Source organism: Streptomyces solitudinis (genome assembly GCF_036323765.1).
Taxonomy (GTDB): domain Bacteria; phylum Actinomycetota; class Actinomycetes; order Streptomycetales; family Streptomycetaceae; genus Streptomyces.
This window is the reverse complement of the sequence record NZ_JAZDCW010000007.1, coordinates 243,084-262,230: the sequence shown is the minus strand read 5'-3', so window position 1 is coordinate 262,230 and position 19,147 is coordinate 243,084. Positions and strand designations below refer to the sequence as shown.

The window sequence follows — 19,147 nt, the reverse complement described above, 5'->3', positions numbered from 1 at the left end:
TTCAGCCACATGGCAGAGCGCCACTCGCCGAGGCGGGTGACAACTTTTCGTATGAGTGGCCGGTGCGCGCCCCGGTGCGCTCCGCCGCACGTGGGGCGGCGGAGCACCGGGGGCGGTACCGGCGCGCGGCGTTTCACTCCCGCCGCGCACCGTGCCAGGATCGTGGGTGCCATGACTGCTACCACCGAGCACAGCGCGACCGGCCGGCCCGGCCGCCCCGGCACCGGGGACGTCCCCCCGCCCGGCGGCGGCGCGCTCCACGGTCCCGTCATCGACTGGTTCGACGCCCACGCCCGCGACCTGCCCTGGCGCCGCCCCGAAGCCGGGGCCTGGGGGGTGATGGTCAGTGAGTTCATGCTCCAGCAGACGCCGGTCAACCGGGTCCTGCCGGTGTACGAGCAGTGGCTCGCCCGCTGGCCGCGCCCGGCCGACCTGGCGGCCGAGCCGCCCGGTGAGGCGGTGCGCGCCTGGGGACGGCTGGGCTACCCGCGCCGCGCCCTGCGGCTGCACGGGGCGGCCGTCGCCATAGCGGAACGGCACGGCGGCGACGTGCCGGCGGAGCACGCGCAGCTCCTGGCGCTGCCCGGCGTCGGCGAGTACACGGCCGCCGCGGTCGCGTCGTTCGCCTACGGCAAGCGGCACGCGGTGCTGGACACCAACGTGCGCCGCGTCTTCGCCCGCGCCCTGAACGGCACCCAGTACCCGCCGAACGCCACCACGGCGGCCGAACGGCGGCTGGCCCGCGCGGTGCTGCCCGAGGACGAGGCGCTGGCGGCGCGCTGGGCGGCCGCCACGATGGAACTGGGCGCGCTGGTGTGCACCGCCCGCTCCCCGCAGTGCGCCCGCTGCCCGATCTCCGCCGCGTGCGTCTGGCGGCTGGCCGGTTCTCCGCCGCACGACGGGCCGCCGCGCCGCGGCCAGACGTACGCGGGCACCGACCGCCAGGTGCGCGGCAAGCTCCTGGCCGTGCTCCGCGAGGCGACGGCGCCCGTGCCGCAGGAGGCGCTGGACGCGGTGTGGGACGACGCGGTCCAACGCGCCCGCGCGCTGGACGGGCTGGTGGCGGACGGGCTCGTCGAGCCGCTGTCCGGCGACCGCTACCGGCTGCCGCACGGTTAGGGCGGGGCGGGGCCGCCCCCACCGGCACCGGTGTTACACAACCGATGGGCGGCCGTGCGGCGTCCGTGCGGTACCCAGCGTGGTGCCGCAACACCGCCTCCCTACCGTCAGGGCCGTAGACACACGGACAGCCGGTGGAGCCATGGGGAGGCCACACGTGACGCAGCAGACCGAGGAGGGCTTCGGCACCTTCGAGTCGTACGTGCGCGACCGGCAGGACGCCCTGCTGCGCAGCGCCCGCCGCCTCGTCGCCGACCCGCTGGACGCGCAGGACCTCCTCCAGACGGCGCTCGTGCGGACCCTGGGCAAGTGGGACGGCATCGAGGACAAGGCGCTCGCCGACGCCTACCTCCGCCGCGTCATGATCAACACCCGTACGGAGTGGTGGCGGGCCCGGCGGCTCCAGGAGGTGCCGACGGACACCCTGCCCGAGGTGGCCAGCGAGGAGGACCGGTTCGGGCAGCACGCCGACCGGGCCCTGCTGGTGGACGTCCTCGGCGTCCTGGCGCCCAAGCAGCGCAGCGTGGTCGTGCTGCGGCACTGGGAGCAGATGAGCACCGAGGAGACGGCGGAGGCCCTGGGCATGTCCACGGGCACCGTCAAGAGCACGCTGCACCGCGCGCTCGCCCGCCTGCGGGCGGAGCTGGAAGGCCGGGCGGCGCAGGAGCACAGGGAGCGGCAGTGGGAGCAGGGGTACCGGGGGGACCGCGTCCCGTGTGCGGCCTGAGCGCGGGGAAGGTCCTCGGCGCCGCGCTGCTGGCCACGGTCGCGCTCACCGGCTGCACGGCCGGTGACGGACTGCGGATGGAGGAGTCGGTCACCGCGCCCGGGGACGCGGGGGCGCGGGCCACGCCGCTGCCCGCGGCCTCCGCCACGCCCTCCCCCGGCGGCACGGCCTCCGCCGCGGAGCCGGCGCCGTCCGGCGGCCCGGAGGGGGCCGTGGCCCCGGAGCCGACCGCGGCCGCGCCCGTCTCGCCGCCGGGCGCGCGGGGCGAGGTGGAGGTCGTCTCGCTGCTGCGGCGGGACCCGCAGGTGAGCGCGGAGGTCAGGCGGCAGCTCCGGCCGTGCACGGAGGACGGCGGCTGGCCGGTGGACGTCGCCTACGGGCGGCTCACCGGCAACGGGGCGTCCGATCTGGTGGTGAACGTCTCGAACTGCTCTGACGGCAAGGGCGCGGGCAGCTACGTGTACCACCAGGAGGGCGACGGCGACTGGCGCACCCTGTACGCGGCCGCCTCCCCCGGGGTCTACGCGGCGATCGAGGAGGACCACCTCACCGTGCGGCAGGAGGTCCGGCTGGACGGCGACGCCCGCTGCTGCCCGTCGGGGGAGGACACACTGGTGTTCGCCTGGAAGGACGGCGGCTTCGTGGAGGTCGACCGCAGCTACCGGGAGTTCCCCGACCCCACCGAGGGTCGCGCGGACGGAGAGGACTGAACGTCGGGTGACGGAGAGGGCTGAGTGCCGGGTGGCCGAGACACACGTGCTGTTCGTGGAGGACGACGACGTCATCCGCGAGGCGCTCCAACTGTCACTCGAACGAGACGGGTTCGCGGTCACGGCGGTGCCCGACGGGCTGGCCGGGCTGGCCGCGTTCCGCGCCGACCAGCCGGACGTCGCCCTGCTGGACGTGATGGTGCCGGGCCTGGACGGGGTGAGCCTGTGCCGCCGCATCCGCGACGAGTCCACGGTGCCGGTCATCATGCTCTCCGCCCGCGCCGACGCCATCGACGTCGTGCTCGGCCTGGAGGCGGGCGCCGACGACTACGTCACCAAGCCGTTCGACGGCGCCGTGCTCGTCGCGCGTATCCGGGCCGTGCTGCGCCGCTTCCAGCACTCCCGCGCCCTGGACGGCACCGGACCGGCGGAAGCGGCCGGCACCCCGCCCGGCGGCGTCCTGCGCTTCGGCGACCTGGAGGTGGACACCGACGGCATGGAGGTGCGCCGCGCGGGCGCGCCGGTCCCGCTGACGCCCACCGAGATGCGGCTGCTGCTGGAGTTCTCCGCCGCGCCCGGCAGCGTCCTGTCCCGCGACCGGCTGCTGGAGCGGGTCTGGGACTACGGCTGGGGCGGCGACACCCGCGTCGTGGACGTGCACGTGCAGCGGCTGCGCGCGAAGATCGGGCAGGACCGCATCGAGACCGTCCGCGGCTTCGGCTACAAGTTCAGGGGCTGAGGTGCCGTTGCGGGCCGGGCTGCGGTGGAAGGTCAGCGCCGCCATCGCCGCCGTCAGCGCCCTGGTCGCGCTGCTGCTGAGCCTCATCGTGCACAACGCCGCCCGGGTCACGATGATCAACAACAGCCGGGACGTGCAGGACGAGCGGCTGCGGTCCGCGCAGCGCATCTTCGACTCCACCGAACGGCTGGCGCTGGGCGCGGAGCTGAACGACCCCGAGCTGCCCGAGCCGCTGCGGCGCGCCGTCCGCGACGGCGAGCGGGCCACCTACGTCACCGAGGGCGGCGGCGACGCCCCCGACGTGTGGGCCGCGGCCCGGCTGCCCGACGGGGACGTGCTGTCGCTGCACGCCCGCTTCACCGACCGCTACTCGGTGCTCTCCGGGCTGGACCGCACCCTCGTCGTCGGCTCCGCCTCCGTGGTGCTCGGCAGCACCGCGCTCGGCGTGCTGATCGGCGGCGGGCTCTCCCGGCGGCTGCGCAAGGCCGCCACCGCGGCGGGCCGCGTCGCGGCCGGTGACGCCGAGGTGCGGGTGCGCGAGGCCATCGGCGGCCGGGCGCAGGACGAGACCGACGAGCTGGCCCGCGCCATCGACGCCATGGCCGACGCCCTCCAGGCCCGGCTGGAGGCGGAGCGGCGGGTCACCGCCGACATCGCGCACGAGCTGCGCACCCCGGTGACGGGTCTGGTCACCGCGGCGGGACTGCTGCCCGACGGACGCCCCGCCGAACTGGTGCGGGACCGGGCCCAGGTGCTGCGCACCCTCGTCGAGGACGTCCTGGAGGTGGCCCGCCTGGACGGCGCCGCCGAACGGGCCGAACTGCAGGAGCTGGAGCTGGGGGAGTTCGTCACCCGCCGGGTGCGGACGCTGGCCCCGCAGGCGCACGTCACCGTCGTGCGGGACGCCGTCGTCGCCACCGACCCGCGCCGCCTGGAGCGCATCCTCGGCAACCTCGTCGCCAACGCCGTCCGGCACGGCGCGCCCCCGGTGGAGGTCACCGTCGAGGACCGGAGCCTGCGGGTGCGCGACCACGGCCCCGGCTTCCCCGCCGAACTGCTGGCCGACGGGCCGAGCCGTTTCCGCACCGGCTCGACCGACCGCGCCGGGGGCGGCCACGGCCTCGGCCTCACCATCGCGGCCGGCCAGGCGCGCGTCCTGGGCGCCCGGCTGACGTTCCGCGACGCCGCCCCCGGCGCCCTGGCCACCCTCCGCCTCCCGCCCGCTCCCCCGCCCGGGGACCGGTAGGCCCTGCCGCCGCCCGCGAGGGGGCCGCCGCGAGGGGGCCGCCCCTGCGAGCGGCCCAGCCCTCTAAGGTTGTGTCAACCGGTAAGCGCTGGCGGGGGGTTGAGTGGACGCGACGATGCTCGGTACGCGGCTGGCCGTCGGCGCCGTGGCGCCGCTGGTGCGGAAGGTCCTCGTCCGGCGCGGGACGGGCGCGGAGCTGGTGGAGCGGCCCGTGCGGCTCGGGGGGTGGTTCTCCTTCCGCGGCGAGAAGCGCACCCTGGACGAGCGGGACGTGCGCCGCCTCGCCCGGGAGGCCGTCGCCCGGTACGCGCGGGACGCGGGCCCGCACGACGCCCCGCCCGAGCACGTCCAGCAGGAGGTGGCCGACGCGCTCGCCACCGCCCTGCACCGCCTGGGCGACCTCGACATGGACGACGTCCAGGCCGTCCGTCTCGGCCCCGAGGCGCTCGCCCTGCGGGCCGGGCACCCCGGCGGGCTCTCCGCCGACGCCGACGCCCTGTTCCAGCCGCTGCTGCGCACGGTGTGCCTGCACGTCCTGAACTTCCTCACCCAGAACTCCGCCTTCGTCGCCCGCACCCTGGTCGAGCAGTCCGCGCGGCTAGACCGCCTGGTGACGATGACGGAGCTGCTGGCCGAGCGGGTGCCCTCCCGCACCGCGCGGGACGCCCGCTTCGAGGAGGCGTACGCCGCCCACGTCGCCCGCCGGCACGGCGAGCTGACCATCTACGGGCTCGACCTCGGCCAGGCCCGCGAATGGCCGCTGGACACCGCCTACGTCTCCCTGGAGGCCGAGGACGGCGGCGTTCCGCTGCCCGCCGAACGGGCGCTCCAGGGCCGCGAGCGGGTCCTCCTGCGCGGCGACGCGGGCTCGGGCAAGTCGACGCTCGTCCAGTGGCTGGCCATCACCACGGCCCGGCAGGTCTACGACGAACGGTTCACCCACCTCGTCGGCCGCGTCCCGTTCGTGCTGCCGCTGCGCCGGGTGCTGCGCGACGGCGAGCCGCCCGCGCCGGACCGCTTCCTGCGCGCCGCGGGCTCCGCGCTCGCCGCCGAGCAGCCCGACGGCTGGGCCGCGCGCGTCCTGCGCGCCGGGCGCGGCCTGCTGCTCGTGGACGGCATCGACGAGATCCCCGAGCGGGAACGGGACGCCGCCCGGCGCTGGCTGCGCGACCTCCTCGGCGAGTTCCCCGGCAACCTGTGGCTCGTCACGTCCCGCCCCTCCGCCGTCCGGGAGGACTGGCTCGCCCGCGAGGGCTTCGCCGAACTGACGCTCGCCCCCATGGGCCGCGGCGACGTCGCCGCCTTCGTCCGCCGCTGGCACACCGCCGCCGAGGCCGACCCGGCGCTCGGCGAGGCCCTCCTCGGCCGCGTCCGCGCCTCGGCCGCCCTGGCCAGACTCGCGGTGAACCCGCTGATGTGCGGCCTGCTGTGCGCCCTGCACCGGGAGCGGCGCGGCTTCCTCCCGCACGGCCGCAAGGACCTCTACGAGGCCGCCCTGTCCATGCTGCTGGAGCGGCGGGACGTCGAGCGGGCCGTGCGCGACGGCGGGCTGCGGCTGTCCCGGGAGACCTCCGTCACCCTCCTCCAGAAGCTCGCCCACTGGATGATCCGCAACGGCTGCACGGAGATGGACCGGCCGGACGCCGTCGGCCAGCTCGCCCGCGCCCTGCCGCAGATGGCCCACGTCACCGCCGGGCCCGAGGAGGTGTACCGCCACCTGCTGGACCGTTCCGGGCTGCTGCGCGAACCGGCCGAGGGGCGCGTCCACTTCGTGCACCGCACCTTCCAGGACCACCTCGCCGCGAAGGCCGCCGTCGAGGAGGGCGACTTCCCGCTGCTCCTGAGCCACGCCGGCGACGACCAGTGGGAGGACGTGCTGTGCATGGCCGTCGCCCACGCCCGCCCGGCCGAGCGCGCCCGCATCCTCACGGCGCTGCTTCCGGAGCCGGGGGCCACCGACATCCGGCGCGTCGTGACGGCCGCCGCCTGCCTGGAACAGGCCACCGAGCTGGACCCGGCGGTCCGGCGGGCCGTCGAGCGCAGCATCGAACCGCTCATCCCGCCGGCCGACGCCGACACCGCCCGCGCGCTCGCGCAGTTCGGCGGACGGCTCGTGCTCGGCCTGCTGCCGGGGCCGGAGGGGCTGTCGGACCGGACCGCCCACCGCGTCGTGCTGTGCGCCACGAACATCCCCGACGACGCGGCCGTCCCGTTCCTGGCCCGCTACCGCTCGCACCCGTCGCCGCGCGTGCGGCGGCAGCTCAGCTGGGCCTGGCACCGGTTCGACACGGAGCTGTACGCGGAGGAGGTCATCGCCCACCTGCCCGGCGACGACCTGTACGTCACCGCGGCCGGGCCCGAGCACCTGCGGGCGCTGCGCGCCCTGGGCGGCCGGGCCCGCGTGCACGTCAGCCAGCCCTACGACCCGGCCGACCTGGTGGAGCTGATCCCGGCCGGGACGCTCACCCACCTGTGGCTGGCCGCCGGGTACGTGGCGCCGGGCGGCAGGCCGTGGCTCGACGCCTTCCCGAACCTGCGCACCCTGCTGCTGCCGGACGCCGTCCACGGACCCGCCGCGGCGACGATCCCGGCCCACGTGCGGGTGAGGACGGCCGACCCGCTCCGGACGGACCTGTCCGACGAGTGAGGGCGGGCGCCCGCCCTCACGCGGACGGCCCCGGCCCCGCGCGGCGTACGCGCGGGGCCGGGGCCGCGGGGCGGTTCCGGCGTCAGCCGGTCACGCCTCCTTGCTCAGGTTCGGGCCACCCGGAGCGGCCTCGACCGGAGGTGCGTCCGGCAGCGCGGCCTTCTCCTCACCCCGGAAGGTGAACTTGGCCGCGTCGCCCTCGCCCTCGACGTCCACGACCACGATGTGACCGGGCCGCAGCTCGCCGAAGAGGATCTTCTCCGAGAGCGTGTCCTCGATCTCCCGCTGGATCGTGCGGCGCAGCGGACGGGCGCCCATGACCGGGTCGTAGCCGCGCTTGGCCAGCATCTGCTTGGCCTCGGTGCTCAGCTCGATGCCCATGTCGCGGTCCCGCAGCCGCTCGTCCACCTGCGCCAGCATCAGGTCGACGATCTTGATGATGTCGTCCTGCGTGAGCTGGTGGAACACCACCGTGTCGTCGACGCGGTTCAGGAACTCCGGCCGGAAGTGCTGCTTCAGCTCCTCGTTGACCTTCGCCTTCATCCGGTCGTACCCGGTGCGGACGTCGCCCTGGGCGGCGAAGCCCAGGTTGAAGCCCTTGGAGATGTCCCGCGTGCCGAGGTTCGTCGTCATGATGATGACGGTGTTCTTGAAGTCCACGACCCGGCCCTGGGAGTCGGTCAGGCGGCCGTCCTCCAGGATCTGGAGCAGCGAGTTGAAGATGTCCGGGTGCGCCTTCTCGACCTCGTCGAACAGCACGACCGAGAACGGCTTGCGGCGCACCTTCTCGGTGAGCTGGCCGCCCTCCTCGTAGCCGACGTAGCCGGGGGGCGAGCCGAACAGCCGCGAGACGGTGTGCTTCTCGCTGAACTCCGACATGTCGAGGGAGATCAGCGCGTCCTCGTCGCCGAACAGGAACTCCGCCAGCGTCTTGGACAGCTCCGTCTTACCGACACCGGAGGGGCCGGCGAAGATGAACGAACCGCCCGGACGCTTCGGGTCCTTCAGGCCCGCACGCGTGCGCCGGATCGCCTGGGAGAGCGCCTTGATGGCGTCCTCCTGGCCGATGACGCGGCGGTGCAGCTCGTCCTCCATGCGCAGCAGCCGCGAGGACTCCTCCTCGGTCAGCTTGAAGACCGGGATGCCGGTGGACGCGGCGAGGACCTCGGCGATCAGCTCCTCGTCCACCTCGGCCACGACGTCCATGTCGCCGGCCTTCCACTCCTTCTCCCGCTTGGCCTTCTGCGCCAGGAGCTGCTTCTCGCTGTCCCGCAGGGAGGCGGCCTTCTCGAAGTCCTGCGCGTCGATCGCGGACTCCTTCTCCCGGCGCACGTTCGCGATCTTCTCGTCGAACTCGCGCAGGTCCGGCGGGGCGGTCATCCGGCGGATGCGCATCCGGGAGCCGGCCTCGTCGATCAGGTCGATCGCCTTGTCCGGGAGGAAGCGGTCGGAGATGTACCGGTCGGCCAGGGTGGCCGCACCCACCAGGGCGGCGTCCGTGATCGAGACGCGGTGGTGCGCCTCGTAGCGGTCGCGCAGGCCCTTGAGGATCTCGATCGTGTGGGGCAGGGACGGCTCCGCGACCTGGATGGGCTGGAAGCGGCGCTCCAGCGCGGCGTCCTTCTCCAGGTGCTTGCGGTACTCGTCCAGCGTCGTGGCACCGATCGTCTGCAGCTCGCCGCGGGCCAGCATCGGCTTGAGGATGCTGGCGGCGTCGATGGCGCCCTCGGCGGCGCCCGCGCCGACCAGGGTGTGCAGCTCGTCGATGAACAGGATGATGTCGCCGCGGGTGCGGATCTCCTTGAGCACCTTCTTCAGGCGCTCCTCGAAGTCACCGCGGTACCGCGAACCGGCGACCAGGGCACCGAGGTCCAGGGTGTAGAGGTGCTTGTCCTTGAGCGTCTCGGGCACCTCGCCCTTGACGATGGCCTGCGCCAGGCCCTCGACGACGGCGGTCTTGCCGACCCCGGGCTCGCCGATGAGCACCGGGTTGTTCTTGGTGCGGCGGGACAGCACCTGCATGACCCGCTCGATCTCCTTCTCGCGCCCGATGACCGGGTCGAGCTTGGACTCGCGGGCGGCCTGCGTGAGGTTGCGGCCGAACTGGTCCAGGACGAGCGAGGTCGAGGGCGTGCCCTCGGCCGGACCGCCCGCGGTGGCCGTCTCCTTGCCGCCGGAGTAGCCGGAGAGGAGCTGGATGACCTGCTGGCGCACCCGGTTCAGGTCGGCGCCGAGCTTCACGAGGACCTGGGCGGCGACGCCCTCGCCCTCGCGGATCAGGCCGAGCAGGATGTGCTCCGTGCCGATGTAGTTGTGGCCGAGCTGAAGGGCCTCGCGGAGAGAGAGCTCCAGCACCTTCTTGGCCCGGGGAGTGAAGGGGATGTGGCCGGACGGGGCCTGCTGGCCCTGGCCGATGATCTCCTCCACCTGCTGCCGGACCGCCTCGAGCGAAATCCCGAGGCTCTCCAGTGCCTTAGCGGCGACACCCTCACCCTCGTGGATCAGGCCCAGGAGGATGTGCTCGGTGCCGATGTAGTTGTGGTTGAGCATCCGGGCTTCTTCCTGAGCCAGGACGACAACCCGCCGCGCGCGGTCGGTGAACCTCTCGAACATCGTTAATCGCTCCTCAGAGCGGTCAGTCAGTAAGGGGTAGGTCCCCTCCCTGTCCTTCCGCAGCTTAGTCCCGCAACGGGGGACCGCTCATTCCAACTGCCGACACCCGTTCCCGGCCTGTCTCCCGGACGGGCGACACCCGTTCCAACCCGATGGTGCGAGACGATGTTCCCGCAGGCCAAGCGGATGTACCCGCATGCAGTACGCCGATGGCGAACGTTCCGTCGCCGACACGCCCGCCCACCGGCCCCATCGTCCATGACGCACCCCCGTGACCTCCGAGGATGTCCTACCCGCTCGCACGGGTGATCCATGCCGGGAACCGGGGGGTCATCCGCTATCCGCGAACACGCTTGCCCCGGCGGCCCGGCGCGCCGGACACGTTCCGCACCCGCGACCGCACCCACCGTAACCGGGGACGGGAGGGCCGCGTTGCTCCGGACATGACGACCACACCGTACGGACCCCGGTGCCGCCCCGGGGAGCCCGCCCCGCCACGACACCCGGCACGACACCCGGAACGAGGCCCGGCCGCACCCGGCGCCGCCGGGACGACCCGGCCCGACGGACCGGCCGGAGGCACCGGCACGACCGGTGACTGCGGGGCCGGTGACTGCGGGGCCGGTGACTGCGGGGCCGGTGACTGCGGGGCCGGTCACGACTGGCTGGAGCTGCCCGCCGACGCGGGGGCCGCGCTGCTGCGCCGCGGGGTGCCCGCACCCGCCGGAGAGCGGGGGACGGCCGCGCACGGGGCCGTGCTCCGGCTCCGCGTGCCCCCGGGCACCGCGGCCGAGCTGCCGGGGGTGCTGGAGTGGCTGGAATGGGGCGGCGTCGCCCTGGAGCTGACCGCCCGCGAGGGCCCGCGGTGCACCGGGCCCTGCGGGGCCGGCGCGGACTGCGCTTCCCGGGGGGCCGCCGCGTGGCCGCGGCCCCCCGGAACCGGAGGTGGGGGGTGGGGCGTACGGGACGCCGCCCTGGTACAGCTGATCAGCGCGGCGGCCACGGAGTGCCACCGGGCCGCACTGGGCCGGGCCGGCATCCGTCAGCCGTTGGCCTTCTCGTACGCCTCGCGGATCTCGGCCGGAACGCGGCCGCGGTCGTTGACGTTGTAGCCGTTCTCCTTGGCCCACGCGCGGATCTTCGCGGTGTCCTGCGTCCCGCCGGAGGCCGCGCGGGCCTTTCCGCGGCCCGTGCCCGACGAACGCCCGGTACGGCGGCCCGCCTTCACGAAATCGGCGAGTGCCTCCCGCAGCTTGTCGGCGTTCGCGGCGTTGAGATCGATCTCGTAGGACTTGCCGTCCAGCGCGAACGTCACCGTCTCCTCGGCCTCGCCACCGTCGAGGTCGTCAACAAGAAGGACCTGAACCTTCTGTGCCACCGGCTGCTCCCATTCGTACTGCCGTCCTGCCGAACGCAGGACGGCGATAACCGTTTACTGATATCGACAACGACAGCAAACCGCCTTTCCGGGAAAAACACAAACCCTCGTCGCTGTTTGCCCGGCGGTCGCACGGGATTGGCTGGACGTTTCGGACATAGTGTCACGCGCCTGTGATGGTGTCGTGACGGATTGCGGCGGTGGCCGAAGCCCGGCGCCGCGGATCGCCGTTCCCGTCAGAGATGCAGCAGCATCCTGCTGTTGCCCAAGGTGTTCGGCTTCACGCGTTCCAGGCCCAGGAACTCGGCGACGCCTTCGTCATACGAGCGCAGCAGCTCGCTGTGGACATCGACGTCCACCGGGGCGTCCTCGATCTCGGTGAATCCGTGCCGGGCGAAGAAGTCCACTTCGAAGGTGAGGCAGAAAATGCGCCGGACCCCGAGCGTGCGGGCGGTTTCCAGCAGCTTCTCCAGCAGCATGTGCCCCACGCCCGTGCCGCGCGCGGCCGGGTCCACCGCCAGGGTGCGCACCTCGGCCAGGTCCTCCCACATGACGTGCAGGGCGCCGCAGCCCATGACCCGGCCGTCCTCTTCCCGCTCGGCGACCCAGAACTCCTGGATGTCCTCGTAAAGCGTCACCGTGGGTTTGTCGAGCAGGATGCGGTCGCGCGAGTAGGCGTCGAGGAGAGCGCGCACCGCACGCACATCCGATGTCCTCGCGCGGCGCACGGACACCCCGCTCCCCGGGTTCACGGGAGTGCGGGAGGTCATCGGGCCGCCCGGCCGGCTTATCTCTTCTGCCATGGCCGCACGCTATCGTTCCCCGGGGCCGGTGAGATGCACGCCATTGAGTTGTACCACCCGCAGCGCGTCCCGCAGGGCGTCGGCCTGTTCCGGCGACATCATCCCGAAGAACGCGACGAGCGCGGCGGCGGCGTTGTCACTCGCCGACCACGCCTCGTTCATCAGGGCCGCCGCGTAGGCGGCCCGTGTGGAGACCGCCTCATATCGATAGGCCCGGCCCTCCTGCTCCCGGCGGAGCCAGCCCTTCTGGTGGAGGTTGTCCATTACGGTCATGACCGTGGTGTAGGCGATCCGCCGTTCTTGCTGTAGATCCTCGAGAACTTCTCGGACGGTAACCGGGCGGTTCCACCTCCATACCCGGGTCATGACGGCGTCTTCCAGGTCTCCCAAAGGTCGGGGCACAGAAGAATGATAGGGCCGCGGGCGGTGAATGGGCATGAAAAAGGGGCACATGGCGCGAACCGGATGGTTCGGTCATATGCCCCGGAAGGTACGGGCGGGCGCGGCCCGGATCAGGCGCGGGCGTCGCCCTTCCGCGCGGCGGCCTCGGCCCGCGCGTGGGCCGCGTCCACCACCGCGTCCTCCTTGGCCTTGTTCGGGCCACCCTGGCTCTTGACGATCGTCACGATGAGCGCGGTGAAGGCCACGGCCATCACCGCGGAGGGCGTGAGTGCGGCAATGTAGTCCATGCACCCAGCGTAACGGCTCGCCCCGGCCGATCCGGAGCGCACCCCTGTCTGCTGCGCCACACCCCGTCCGGGCCCGGCCCCGGGAGCGCCGGACGGGCCGGGGCGGGAGGGGCCGGGGCGGGCGGCGGGGCGGGGCGGACCGGACGGGCGCGAGTCAGGCCGTCAGGGCGCGCGGGCCGGGTTTGCGGCGGGGCGGGAACACCTCGCCCGGCGTGGGGATCGGACGCGGCGCCGGGGCCGGTCCGGGGGCGGGGCGGCCCGGCTCCTTCGCCGGCCGCCTCCGCCCGGGTTCCGGGGCGGCCGGGGCGTCCTCCTCGCGGTCCGCGCCGGCCTGGCCGCCGGGGAGCGCCCGCAGCCGGGTCCGGGCCGCGGGGAGCGCGGCCCGCACGAGCAGTTCGGCGCGGCGGGCGGCCTCGTGCGCGCCGGTCCGGGCGCCGCACAGGCGGCGCAGCGCCGCCAGGTCCGCATCCCCGGGCACGTAGCCCGCGTCCAGCGCCCTGCGGAGCTGGGCGAGGTAGCCGGTGGCGGCTCCGGGCAGCGCGGCCCGGTAACGGGCGAGGTCGGCGAGGAGGAAGTCCCGCAGCCGCCGGGCCTCGCGCGTCGCGTCGTCCACGGCCAGGGCGAGGTGGAGGCACTCCCGGGCCTCCTGGGCCGGGAGTGCGGCGGACTGGAGGGCGGTGGCGAGGGCGCGACGGAGGACGTCCAGCTCCGCCGCGCTGAACGCCACACCGCCTCGGCAACCATGGGGCGTGGGCATAGTGTGACTTTAAGCCCGTATCGGACGAAATGCCCTAAGGACGCGCCCGCCCTACATCCGGGAGACGTTCCGCTCGTAGACAAGCCGCAGGCCGATCAGCGTCAGCCACGGCTCGTGCTCGTCGATCGCCGAGGACTCGCCCAGCACCATCGGGGCGAGCCCTCCGGTGGCGATGACGGTGACGTCGTCCGGGTCCTCGTCCGGTCCCACCAGCTCCCGCGCCATGCGCTCCACCACGCCGTCCACCTGGCCCGCGAAGCCGTACAGGATGCCGGACTGCATGGCCTCGACCGTGTTCTTGCCGATGACGCTGCGCGGGCGGGCCAGCTCGATCTTGCGGAGCTGCGCGCCGCGCACCCCCAGCGCCTCGACGCTGATCTCGATGCCGGGCGCGATGACACCGCCCACGTACTCGCCGCGCGCCGAGACGGCGTCGAACGTCGTGGCGGTGCCGAAGTCCACGACGACGCACGGGCCGCCGTACAGCTCGACCGCGCCGACGGCGTTGATGATCCGGTCGGCGCCGACCTCCTTCGGGTGGTCCATCAGCACCGGCACGCCCGTCTTCACGCCCGGCTCCACGAGCACGGCGGGGATGTCGCCGTAGTAGCGGCGCGTCACCTCGCGCAGTTCGTGCAGCACGGACGGCACGGTGGAGCAGATGGCGATGCCGTCGATGCCCTCGCCCAGCTCCATCCCGAGGAGCGGGTGCATGCCCATCAGGCCCTGGAGGAGGACGGCCAGCTCGTCCGCGGTGCGCCGGGCGTCGGTGGAGATGCGCCAGTGCTCGACGATCTCCTCGCCGTCGAACAGTCCCAGGACGGTGTGGGTGTTCCCGACGTCGATGGTCAGCAGCATGGCCTCAGTCCCCGTCCCGCAGGTCGAGACCGATGTCCAGGACCGGCGCGGAGTGGGTGAGCGCGCCGACCGCGAGGTAGTCCACACCGGTCGCGGCGTACGCCGCGGCGTTGTCCAGGGTGAGCCGCCCGGAGGACTCCAGCGTGGCGCGGCCCGCGACGAGGGCGACGGCCTCGGCCGTCTCGGCGGGGCTGAAGTTGTCCAGCAGGAGCAGGTCGGCGCCCTCGGCGAGGACGGGCTCGATCTGGTCCAGCCGGTCGACCTCCACCTCGATCGGCACGCCGGGGAACTCCTCGCGGACGGCCTTGAACGCCGCCGCGACGCCGCCCGCGGCGACAACGTGGTTGTCCTTGATCAGCGCCGCGTCGGAGAGCGAGAACCGGTGGTTGACGCCGCCGCCGCAGCGCACCGCGTACTTCTCCAGCGCCCGCAGGCCCGGCGTCGTCTTGCGGGTGTCGCGCACCCGCGCACCCGTGCCCTCCAGCACGTCGGCCCAGGCGCGGGTGGCCGTGGCGATGCCGGAGAGGCGGCACAGCAGGTTGAGCGCGCTGCGCTCGCCGGTGAGCAGGTCGCGGGTGCGGGTGCGCACGCTCAGCAGGACGGTGCCCGCCGCCACCCGGTCGCCGTCCTCGACGTGCCGTTCGACCTCGAACTCCTCCGTGCACACCACCGAGAGCACCGCCTCGGCGACGCGCAGCCCGGCGACGGTGCCGGCCTCCCGGGCGGTGAAGTCCCCGGTGGCCACCGCCTCCTCGGGCACGGTGGCCACCGTGGTGACGTCGACGCCGTGGTCGAGGTCCTCCTCGATGGCCAGGTGCGCGACGTCCTCAACGTGGACGGGGTCGAGCCCGGCCTCCGTCAGGAGGTGCGCGAGGTCCGGGTCCAGGCCGCACTCCAGCGGGTCGAGTTCGTCGTCGTCCGCGATGTCGGCGGCGCCGCAGCCGCAGCCGTCGCCGCAGCCGCCGGAGGGCGCGTCGGCCGCTGGGCCGCCGATCTGGAGCAGCGGCAGGTGGACGGGCTGCTGCCCGCCGGATTCCGCGGGGGCGGGACGGTCGTCGGGGGCTGTCACGGCTTCTCCTCGAAGGCGGCGGAGACGACCGGCGGGAAGCCGGTGGCGTCGGTGGTGCGAAGGGTGAGCGCGGCCGGGCCTGCGGCGGCGGCGCGCGGATCGAGCGTCACGACGACGTGCCGGGCCCAGCGCGCGTCGTCCCGGCCGGGACGGTCCTCCCGCCAGTGGCAGCCGCGCGTCTCCTCGCGCAGCGCGGCGGCGGCGGTGAGCACGGAGGCCACCAGGTGCAGGTTGGTGGCCTCCCACGCCTCGGTGCCGGGTTCCGGCTGCTTGCCGGTCTCGTCCGGGAGCGCGGCCAGGGCGTCGGCGGCCCCGGCCAGGGACGCGGCCGAGCGGAGCACGCCCGCGCCGCGCGTCATGATCCGCTGCACCGCCGCCCGCGCCTCGGGGGGCAGCAGCGGCGCCCGGCGCGCGGCGACGGTCAGCGGCCGGGCGGCGGGGGCCGGGCCGCCGGCGAGCCGGGCGGCGGTGTCGGCGGTGTCGGCGATGGTGGCGGCGATGCGCTCGGCGAAGACCAGGCCCTCCAGCAGCGAGTTGGACGCCAGCCGGTTCGCGCCGTGCACCCCGGTGCAGGCCACCTCCCCGCACGCGTACAGGCCGGGCACCGTCGTGCGGCCGCGCAGGTCGGTGCGCACGCCCCCGGACGCGTAGTGGGCCGCGGGCGCGACGGGCACCGGCTCCGTCACCGGGTCGATGCCGTGGGAGCGGCACGCGGCGAGGATCGTCGGGAACCGCTCGGCCCACATGCGGGCGCCGAAGTGGCGGGCGTCGAGGTACATGTGGTCGGCGCCCTGCTCCCGGCAGCGGCGCATGATGCCCTTGGCGACGACGTCACGCGGCGCCAGCTCCGCCATCTCGTGCGCCCCGGCCATGAACCGCACCCCCGCCGCGTCCACCAGGTGCGCGCCCTCGCCGCGCACGGCCTCGGAGATCAGCGGCTGCTGGCCCTCGGCGTCCGGGCCCAGGTAGAGGACGGTCGGGTGGAACTGGACGAACTCCAGGTCGCTGACCTCCGCGCCCGCGCGCAGCGCCAGGGCGACGCCGTCGCCGGTGGAGACGGACGGGTTGGTGGTGGCCGAGAAGACCTGACCCATCCCGCCGGTGGCCAGCACCACCGCGCGGGCGTGCACGGCGCCCACCCCGTCGTGCCGTCCCTCGCCCATGACGTGCAGCGACACCCCGGCCGCGCGGTCGTCCGCGTCGCGCAGGAGGTCCAGCACCAGGGCGTGGTCCACGGTGCGGATGCCCGCGGCCCGAACGGCCTCCACCAGGGCGCGGGAGATCTCCGCGCCGGTGGCGTCGCCGCCCGCGTGGGCGATGCGGCGGCGCCGGTGGCCGCCCTCACGGGTCAGCTCGATCCGGCCGCTGCCGGGTGCGGTGTCGAAGACGGCGCCGGCCGCGATCAGGCGGCGCACGGCGTCGGGCCCCTCGGTGACGAGGGTGCGCACGGCCTCCTCGTCGCACAGCCCGGCACCGGCGGTGAGGGTGTCGGCGAGGTGCTGGGCCGGGGTGTCGCCCTCGCCGAGCGCGGCGGCTATGCCGCCCTGCGCCCAGCGGGTCGAGCCGTCGTCCAGCCGGGCCTTGGTGACGATCACGGTGGTCAGCCCGGCGGCGGCGCAGCGCAGCGCGGCGGTGAGCCCGGCGACGCCGGAGCCGACGACGACCACGTCGGCCTCGATCGCCCAGCTCGGTTCCGGCGCGGTCAGCCGTATGCCGGGACCTCCGCAGGCGCCGGGCGCGGGGCCGTCGTCCGTCCCCGGCGCGGGGTAGTCGGTGGTCACGCGGCACCCCCGAAGCGCAGCCGGACGTTGTCGATGAGCCGGGTCGTGCCGACGCGGGCGGCCACCGCGAGCACGGCCTCGCCGTGGTGGTCCTGCGCCACCTCGGTGAAGTCCGCCGGATCGACGAGGGCCAGGTAGTCGACGTGCAGGCGCCCGGCGGCGGCCGTCTCCTCCAGCACGGCGCGGGCGGCGGCCAGGGCGGCGGCCGGGCCCCCGACGGCGTGGGCGAGCGCGTGGGCGTCGGCCGAGGCGCGCGCCTCCCCGGCCCGGGCCAGCGCCTCGGCGCGGCCCCGCGGCGCGGGCGCGGCGGCGGCCCGCACCCGCAGGGCGCTCTCGGCGGTGAGCCGGTCCCGGGCGGCGAACAGCGCGCGCGAGAGGGCCAGCGCCGTCCTGCGCTCGCCCGGGGAGAGGTAGCGGTTGCGGCTGGACAGCGCCAGCCCGTCCTCCTCGCGGACGGTGGGCACTCCGGTGATCTCCACCGGGAAGTTCAGGTCGCGCACCATGCGGGTGATCAGTGCGAGCTGCTGGGCGTCCTTCTCGCCGTAGAGGGCGACGTCGGGGGCCGTCAGGTGCAGCAGCTTGGCGACGACGGTGAGCATGCCGTCGAAGTGGCCCGGACGGTGCTCGCCCTCCAGCCGTCCGCCCATGGGACCGGCGGTGATCCGCACCTCCGGCTCGCCGCCCGGGTAGACCTCGTCCGTCCCGGGCGCGAGGACGGTGTCGGCACCCGCCCGCGCCGCGACCGCCAGGTCGGCGTCCAGGGTGCGCGGGTAGCGGTCCAGGTCCTCGCCCGCGCCGAACTGGAGCGGATTGACGAAGACGGTGACCACGACCTGCCCGTGCTGACCGGCCGCGTTCCGGGCGGCCCGCACCAGCGCGGCGTGCCCCTCGTGCAGGGCGCCCATCGTCATCACCACCGCCCGGCGTCCGGCGGCGGGCCGGGCGCCCAGCCCGGCGGCGGTGCGCACCAGGCGCACGTCCCGGCTCACCGGGCGGCCCCGTCCGAGAGGACCTCCAGCAGGTCCTCGGCCAGCTCGGGCCGCAGCAGGCCGTGGGCGAGCGCCCGGTCGGCGGTGGTGCGGGCCATGGCGACGTACCCGGCGACCGTGCCGGGGGCGTGGCGTCGCAGCTCGGCGATGTGGGCGGCGACCGTCCCGGCGTCGCCGCGCGCGACCGGGCCGGTCAGGGCGGCGTCGCCGGAGCGCAGGGCGTTGTCCAGCGCGGCGCCCAGCAGCGGGCCCAGCATGCGGTCGGGGGCGCCGACACCGGCGGCGCGCAGCAGCTCCTCGGCCTGCGCGACGAGCGTGACGAGGTAGTTGGCGCCCAGCGCGAGGGCCGCGTGGTAGAGCGGGCGGGCCTCCTCGGCGATCCACTCCGGCTCGCCGCCCATCTCGATGACGAGCGCCTCGGCGGCCAGCCGCAGCTCCTCGGGCGCCGTCACCCCGAAGGAGCACCCGGCGAGCCGCTGGACGTCGGTGGGCGTGCCGGTGAACGTCATGACCGGGTGCAGGGCCAGCGGCAGGGCGCCCGCCCGCAGCGCCGGTTCCAGCACGCCGGTGCCGTAGCGCCCGGAGGTGTGGGCGAGGAGCCGCCCGGGGCGCACCGCGCCCGTCTCGGCGAGCCCGGCGACGAGCCCGGGGAGCGCGTCGTCCGGCACGGTGAGCAGCACCAGCTCGGCGCGCTGGAGCACCTCGGCCGGTTCCACGAGCGGGACGCCGGGGAGCAGCGCGGCGGCGCGGCGCCGCGAGGCGTCGGACACTCCGGACGCCGCGACCGGCTGGTGGCCGGCGAGCGCGAGGGCGGCGGCGAGCGCCGGGCCGACGCGGCCGGCGCCGATCACGCCGACGGTCAGCCGCGCGGGCCGTTCCCGGGCGCTGCGGGGCGGGGGGTGGGATGCGTTCACGGATCGGGCCTTCCGTTCCAGTCCGCTGGTTCGGTACCGGACGTCCCGCCCATGCTACTTGCCCCGCGGCACGCCCGGCCGGCGTCCCACCCCCGGACCGGGGCGGGG

At 74.9% G+C, this 19,147-nt stretch carries 16 protein-coding genes and 1 pseudogene; 6 read left to right on the top strand and 11 right to left on the bottom strand.

From position 1 onward, the window contains the following. Positions 1-171: 171 nt before the first annotated feature. The 6 genes from V1J52_RS19815 (at position 172) to V1J52_RS19790 (ending at position 7,188) form a co-directional block, all read left to right on the top strand. Positions 172-1,119, top strand: coding sequence for an iron-sulfur binding domain-containing protein (locus V1J52_RS19815; protein WP_330141228.1), 948 nt, complete (start codon positions 172-174; stop codon positions 1,117-1,119). Positions 1,120-1,276: 157 nt separating this feature from the next. After that, positions 1,277-1,846, top strand: a complete 570-nt coding sequence (locus V1J52_RS19810) for a SigE family RNA polymerase sigma factor (RefSeq protein ID WP_330141227.1) — start codon at positions 1,277-1,279, stop codon at positions 1,844-1,846. Continuing rightward, complete coding sequence (locus V1J52_RS19805; RefSeq protein WP_330141226.1) at positions 1,834-2,556, top strand: hypothetical protein; 723 nt, start codon at positions 1,834-1,836, stop codon at positions 2,554-2,556. The genes V1J52_RS19810 and V1J52_RS19805 overlap by 13 nt, the downstream gene beginning before the upstream one ends. Before the next feature lie 31 nt (positions 2,557-2,587). Then, positions 2,588-3,295, top strand: a complete 708-nt coding sequence (gene cseB, locus V1J52_RS19800) for a two-component system response regulator CseB (RefSeq protein ID WP_330141224.1) — start codon at positions 2,588-2,590, stop codon at positions 3,293-3,295. 1 nt (position 3,296) lies between these two features. Then, positions 3,297-4,541, top strand: a complete 1,245-nt coding sequence (locus tag V1J52_RS19795; RefSeq protein WP_330141223.1) for a sensor histidine kinase — start codon at positions 3,297-3,299, stop codon at positions 4,539-4,541. Between the two features lie 115 nt (positions 4,542-4,656). After that, on the top strand, positions 4,657-7,188 hold the full coding sequence (locus tag V1J52_RS19790) for an NACHT domain-containing protein (RefSeq protein WP_330141222.1): 2,532 nt from the start codon (positions 4,657-4,659) through the stop codon (positions 7,186-7,188). A 90-nt stretch (positions 7,189-7,278) separates the two neighbouring features. Here V1J52_RS19790 and V1J52_RS19785 read toward each other — a convergent pair whose 3' ends face one another. The 11 genes and pseudogenes from V1J52_RS19785 to V1J52_RS19735 form a co-directional block, all read right to left on the bottom strand. Next, complete coding sequence (locus V1J52_RS19785) at positions 7,279-9,801, bottom strand: ATP-dependent Clp protease ATP-binding subunit (RefSeq protein WP_330141221.1); 2,523 nt, start codon at positions 9,799-9,801, stop codon at positions 7,279-7,281. A gap of 1,042 nt (positions 9,802-10,843) precedes the next feature. Continuing rightward, positions 10,844-11,179 carry a histone-like nucleoid-structuring protein Lsr2 gene (locus V1J52_RS19780; RefSeq protein ID WP_330141220.1) on the bottom strand — a complete coding sequence of 112 codons (336 nt, stop codon included), beginning with the start codon at positions 11,177-11,179 and terminating at the stop codon, positions 10,844-10,846. 236 nt (positions 11,180-11,415) lie between these two features. Beyond that, positions 11,416-11,949 carry an amino-acid N-acetyltransferase gene (locus V1J52_RS19775; protein ID WP_330141267.1) on the bottom strand — a complete coding sequence of 178 codons (534 nt, stop codon included), beginning with the start codon at positions 11,947-11,949 and terminating at the stop codon, positions 11,416-11,418. Positions 11,950-12,027: 78 nt separating this feature from the next. Further along, a pseudogene (locus tag V1J52_RS19770) lies at positions 12,028-12,384 on the bottom strand (BlaI/MecI/CopY family transcriptional regulator); the annotation flags it as partial. A gap of 110 nt (positions 12,385-12,494) precedes the next feature. Beyond that, positions 12,495-12,671: a hypothetical protein gene (locus V1J52_RS19765; RefSeq protein ID WP_330141218.1), complete on the bottom strand. Its 177-nt coding sequence runs from the start codon at positions 12,669-12,671 to the stop codon at positions 12,495-12,497. Positions 12,672-12,825: 154 nt separating this feature from the next. Further along, positions 12,826-13,428: a hypothetical protein gene (locus tag V1J52_RS19760; protein ID WP_330141217.1), complete on the bottom strand. Its 603-nt coding sequence runs from the start codon at positions 13,426-13,428 to the stop codon at positions 12,826-12,828. 51 nt (positions 13,429-13,479) lie between these two features. Continuing rightward, the gene (locus V1J52_RS19755; protein ID WP_330141216.1) at positions 13,480-14,286 is read right to left on the bottom strand and encodes a type III pantothenate kinase; all 807 of its coding nucleotides are present in this window, start codon (positions 14,284-14,286) and stop codon (positions 13,480-13,482) included. A gap of 4 nt (positions 14,287-14,290) precedes the next feature. Next, positions 14,291-15,355 carry a carboxylating nicotinate-nucleotide diphosphorylase gene (nadC, locus tag V1J52_RS19750; protein ID WP_330141215.1) on the bottom strand — a complete coding sequence of 355 codons (1,065 nt, stop codon included), beginning with the start codon at positions 15,353-15,355 and terminating at the stop codon, positions 14,291-14,293. Continuing rightward, positions 15,352-17,136 (bottom strand): L-aspartate oxidase, encoded by a 1,785-nt coding sequence (locus V1J52_RS19745; protein WP_443075873.1) that lies wholly within the window; start codon positions 17,134-17,136, stop codon positions 15,352-15,354. The genes nadC and V1J52_RS19745 overlap by 4 nt, the downstream gene beginning before the upstream one ends. After that, a complete protein-coding gene (gene panC, locus V1J52_RS19740; RefSeq protein WP_330141214.1) occupies positions 17,133-18,125 on the bottom strand; it encodes a pantoate--beta-alanine ligase in 993 nt (330 codons plus the stop codon). The genes V1J52_RS19745 and panC overlap by 4 nt, the downstream gene beginning before the upstream one ends. After that, a complete protein-coding gene (locus V1J52_RS19735) occupies positions 18,122-19,039 on the bottom strand; it encodes a Rossmann-like and DUF2520 domain-containing protein (RefSeq protein ID WP_330141213.1) in 918 nt (305 codons plus the stop codon). The genes panC and V1J52_RS19735 overlap by 4 nt, the downstream gene beginning before the upstream one ends. Between the last annotated feature and the right edge of the window lie 108 nt (positions 19,040-19,147).

What these genes read in the sequence shown, in the direction of transcription:
- V1J52_RS19815 (WP_330141228.1), top strand. Translation starts at nt 172, where the DNA reads ATGACTGCTACCACCGAGCACAGCGCGACCGGCCGGCCCGGCCGCCCC.
- V1J52_RS19790 (WP_330141222.1), top strand. Translation starts at nt 4,657, where the DNA reads ATGCTCGGTACGCGGCTGGCCGTCGGCGCCGTGGCGCCGCTGGTGCGG.
- V1J52_RS19785 (WP_330141221.1), bottom strand. Translation starts at nt 9,801, where the DNA reads ATGTTCGAGAGGTTCACCGACCGCGCGCGGCGGGTTGTCGTCCTGGCT.
- V1J52_RS19775 (WP_330141267.1), bottom strand. Translation starts at nt 11,949, where the DNA reads ATGACCTCCCGCACTCCCGTGAACCCGGGGAGCGGGGTGTCCGTGCGC.
- V1J52_RS19765 (WP_330141218.1), bottom strand. Translation starts at nt 12,671, where the DNA reads ATGGACTACATTGCCGCACTCACGCCCTCCGCGGTGATGGCCGTGGCC.
- V1J52_RS19760 (WP_330141217.1), bottom strand. Translation starts at nt 13,428, where the DNA reads ATGCCCACGCCCCATGGTTGCCGAGGCGGTGTGGCGTTCAGCGCGGCG.
- V1J52_RS19755 (WP_330141216.1), bottom strand. Translation starts at nt 14,286, where the DNA reads ATGCTGCTGACCATCGACGTCGGGAACACCCACACCGTCCTGGGACTG.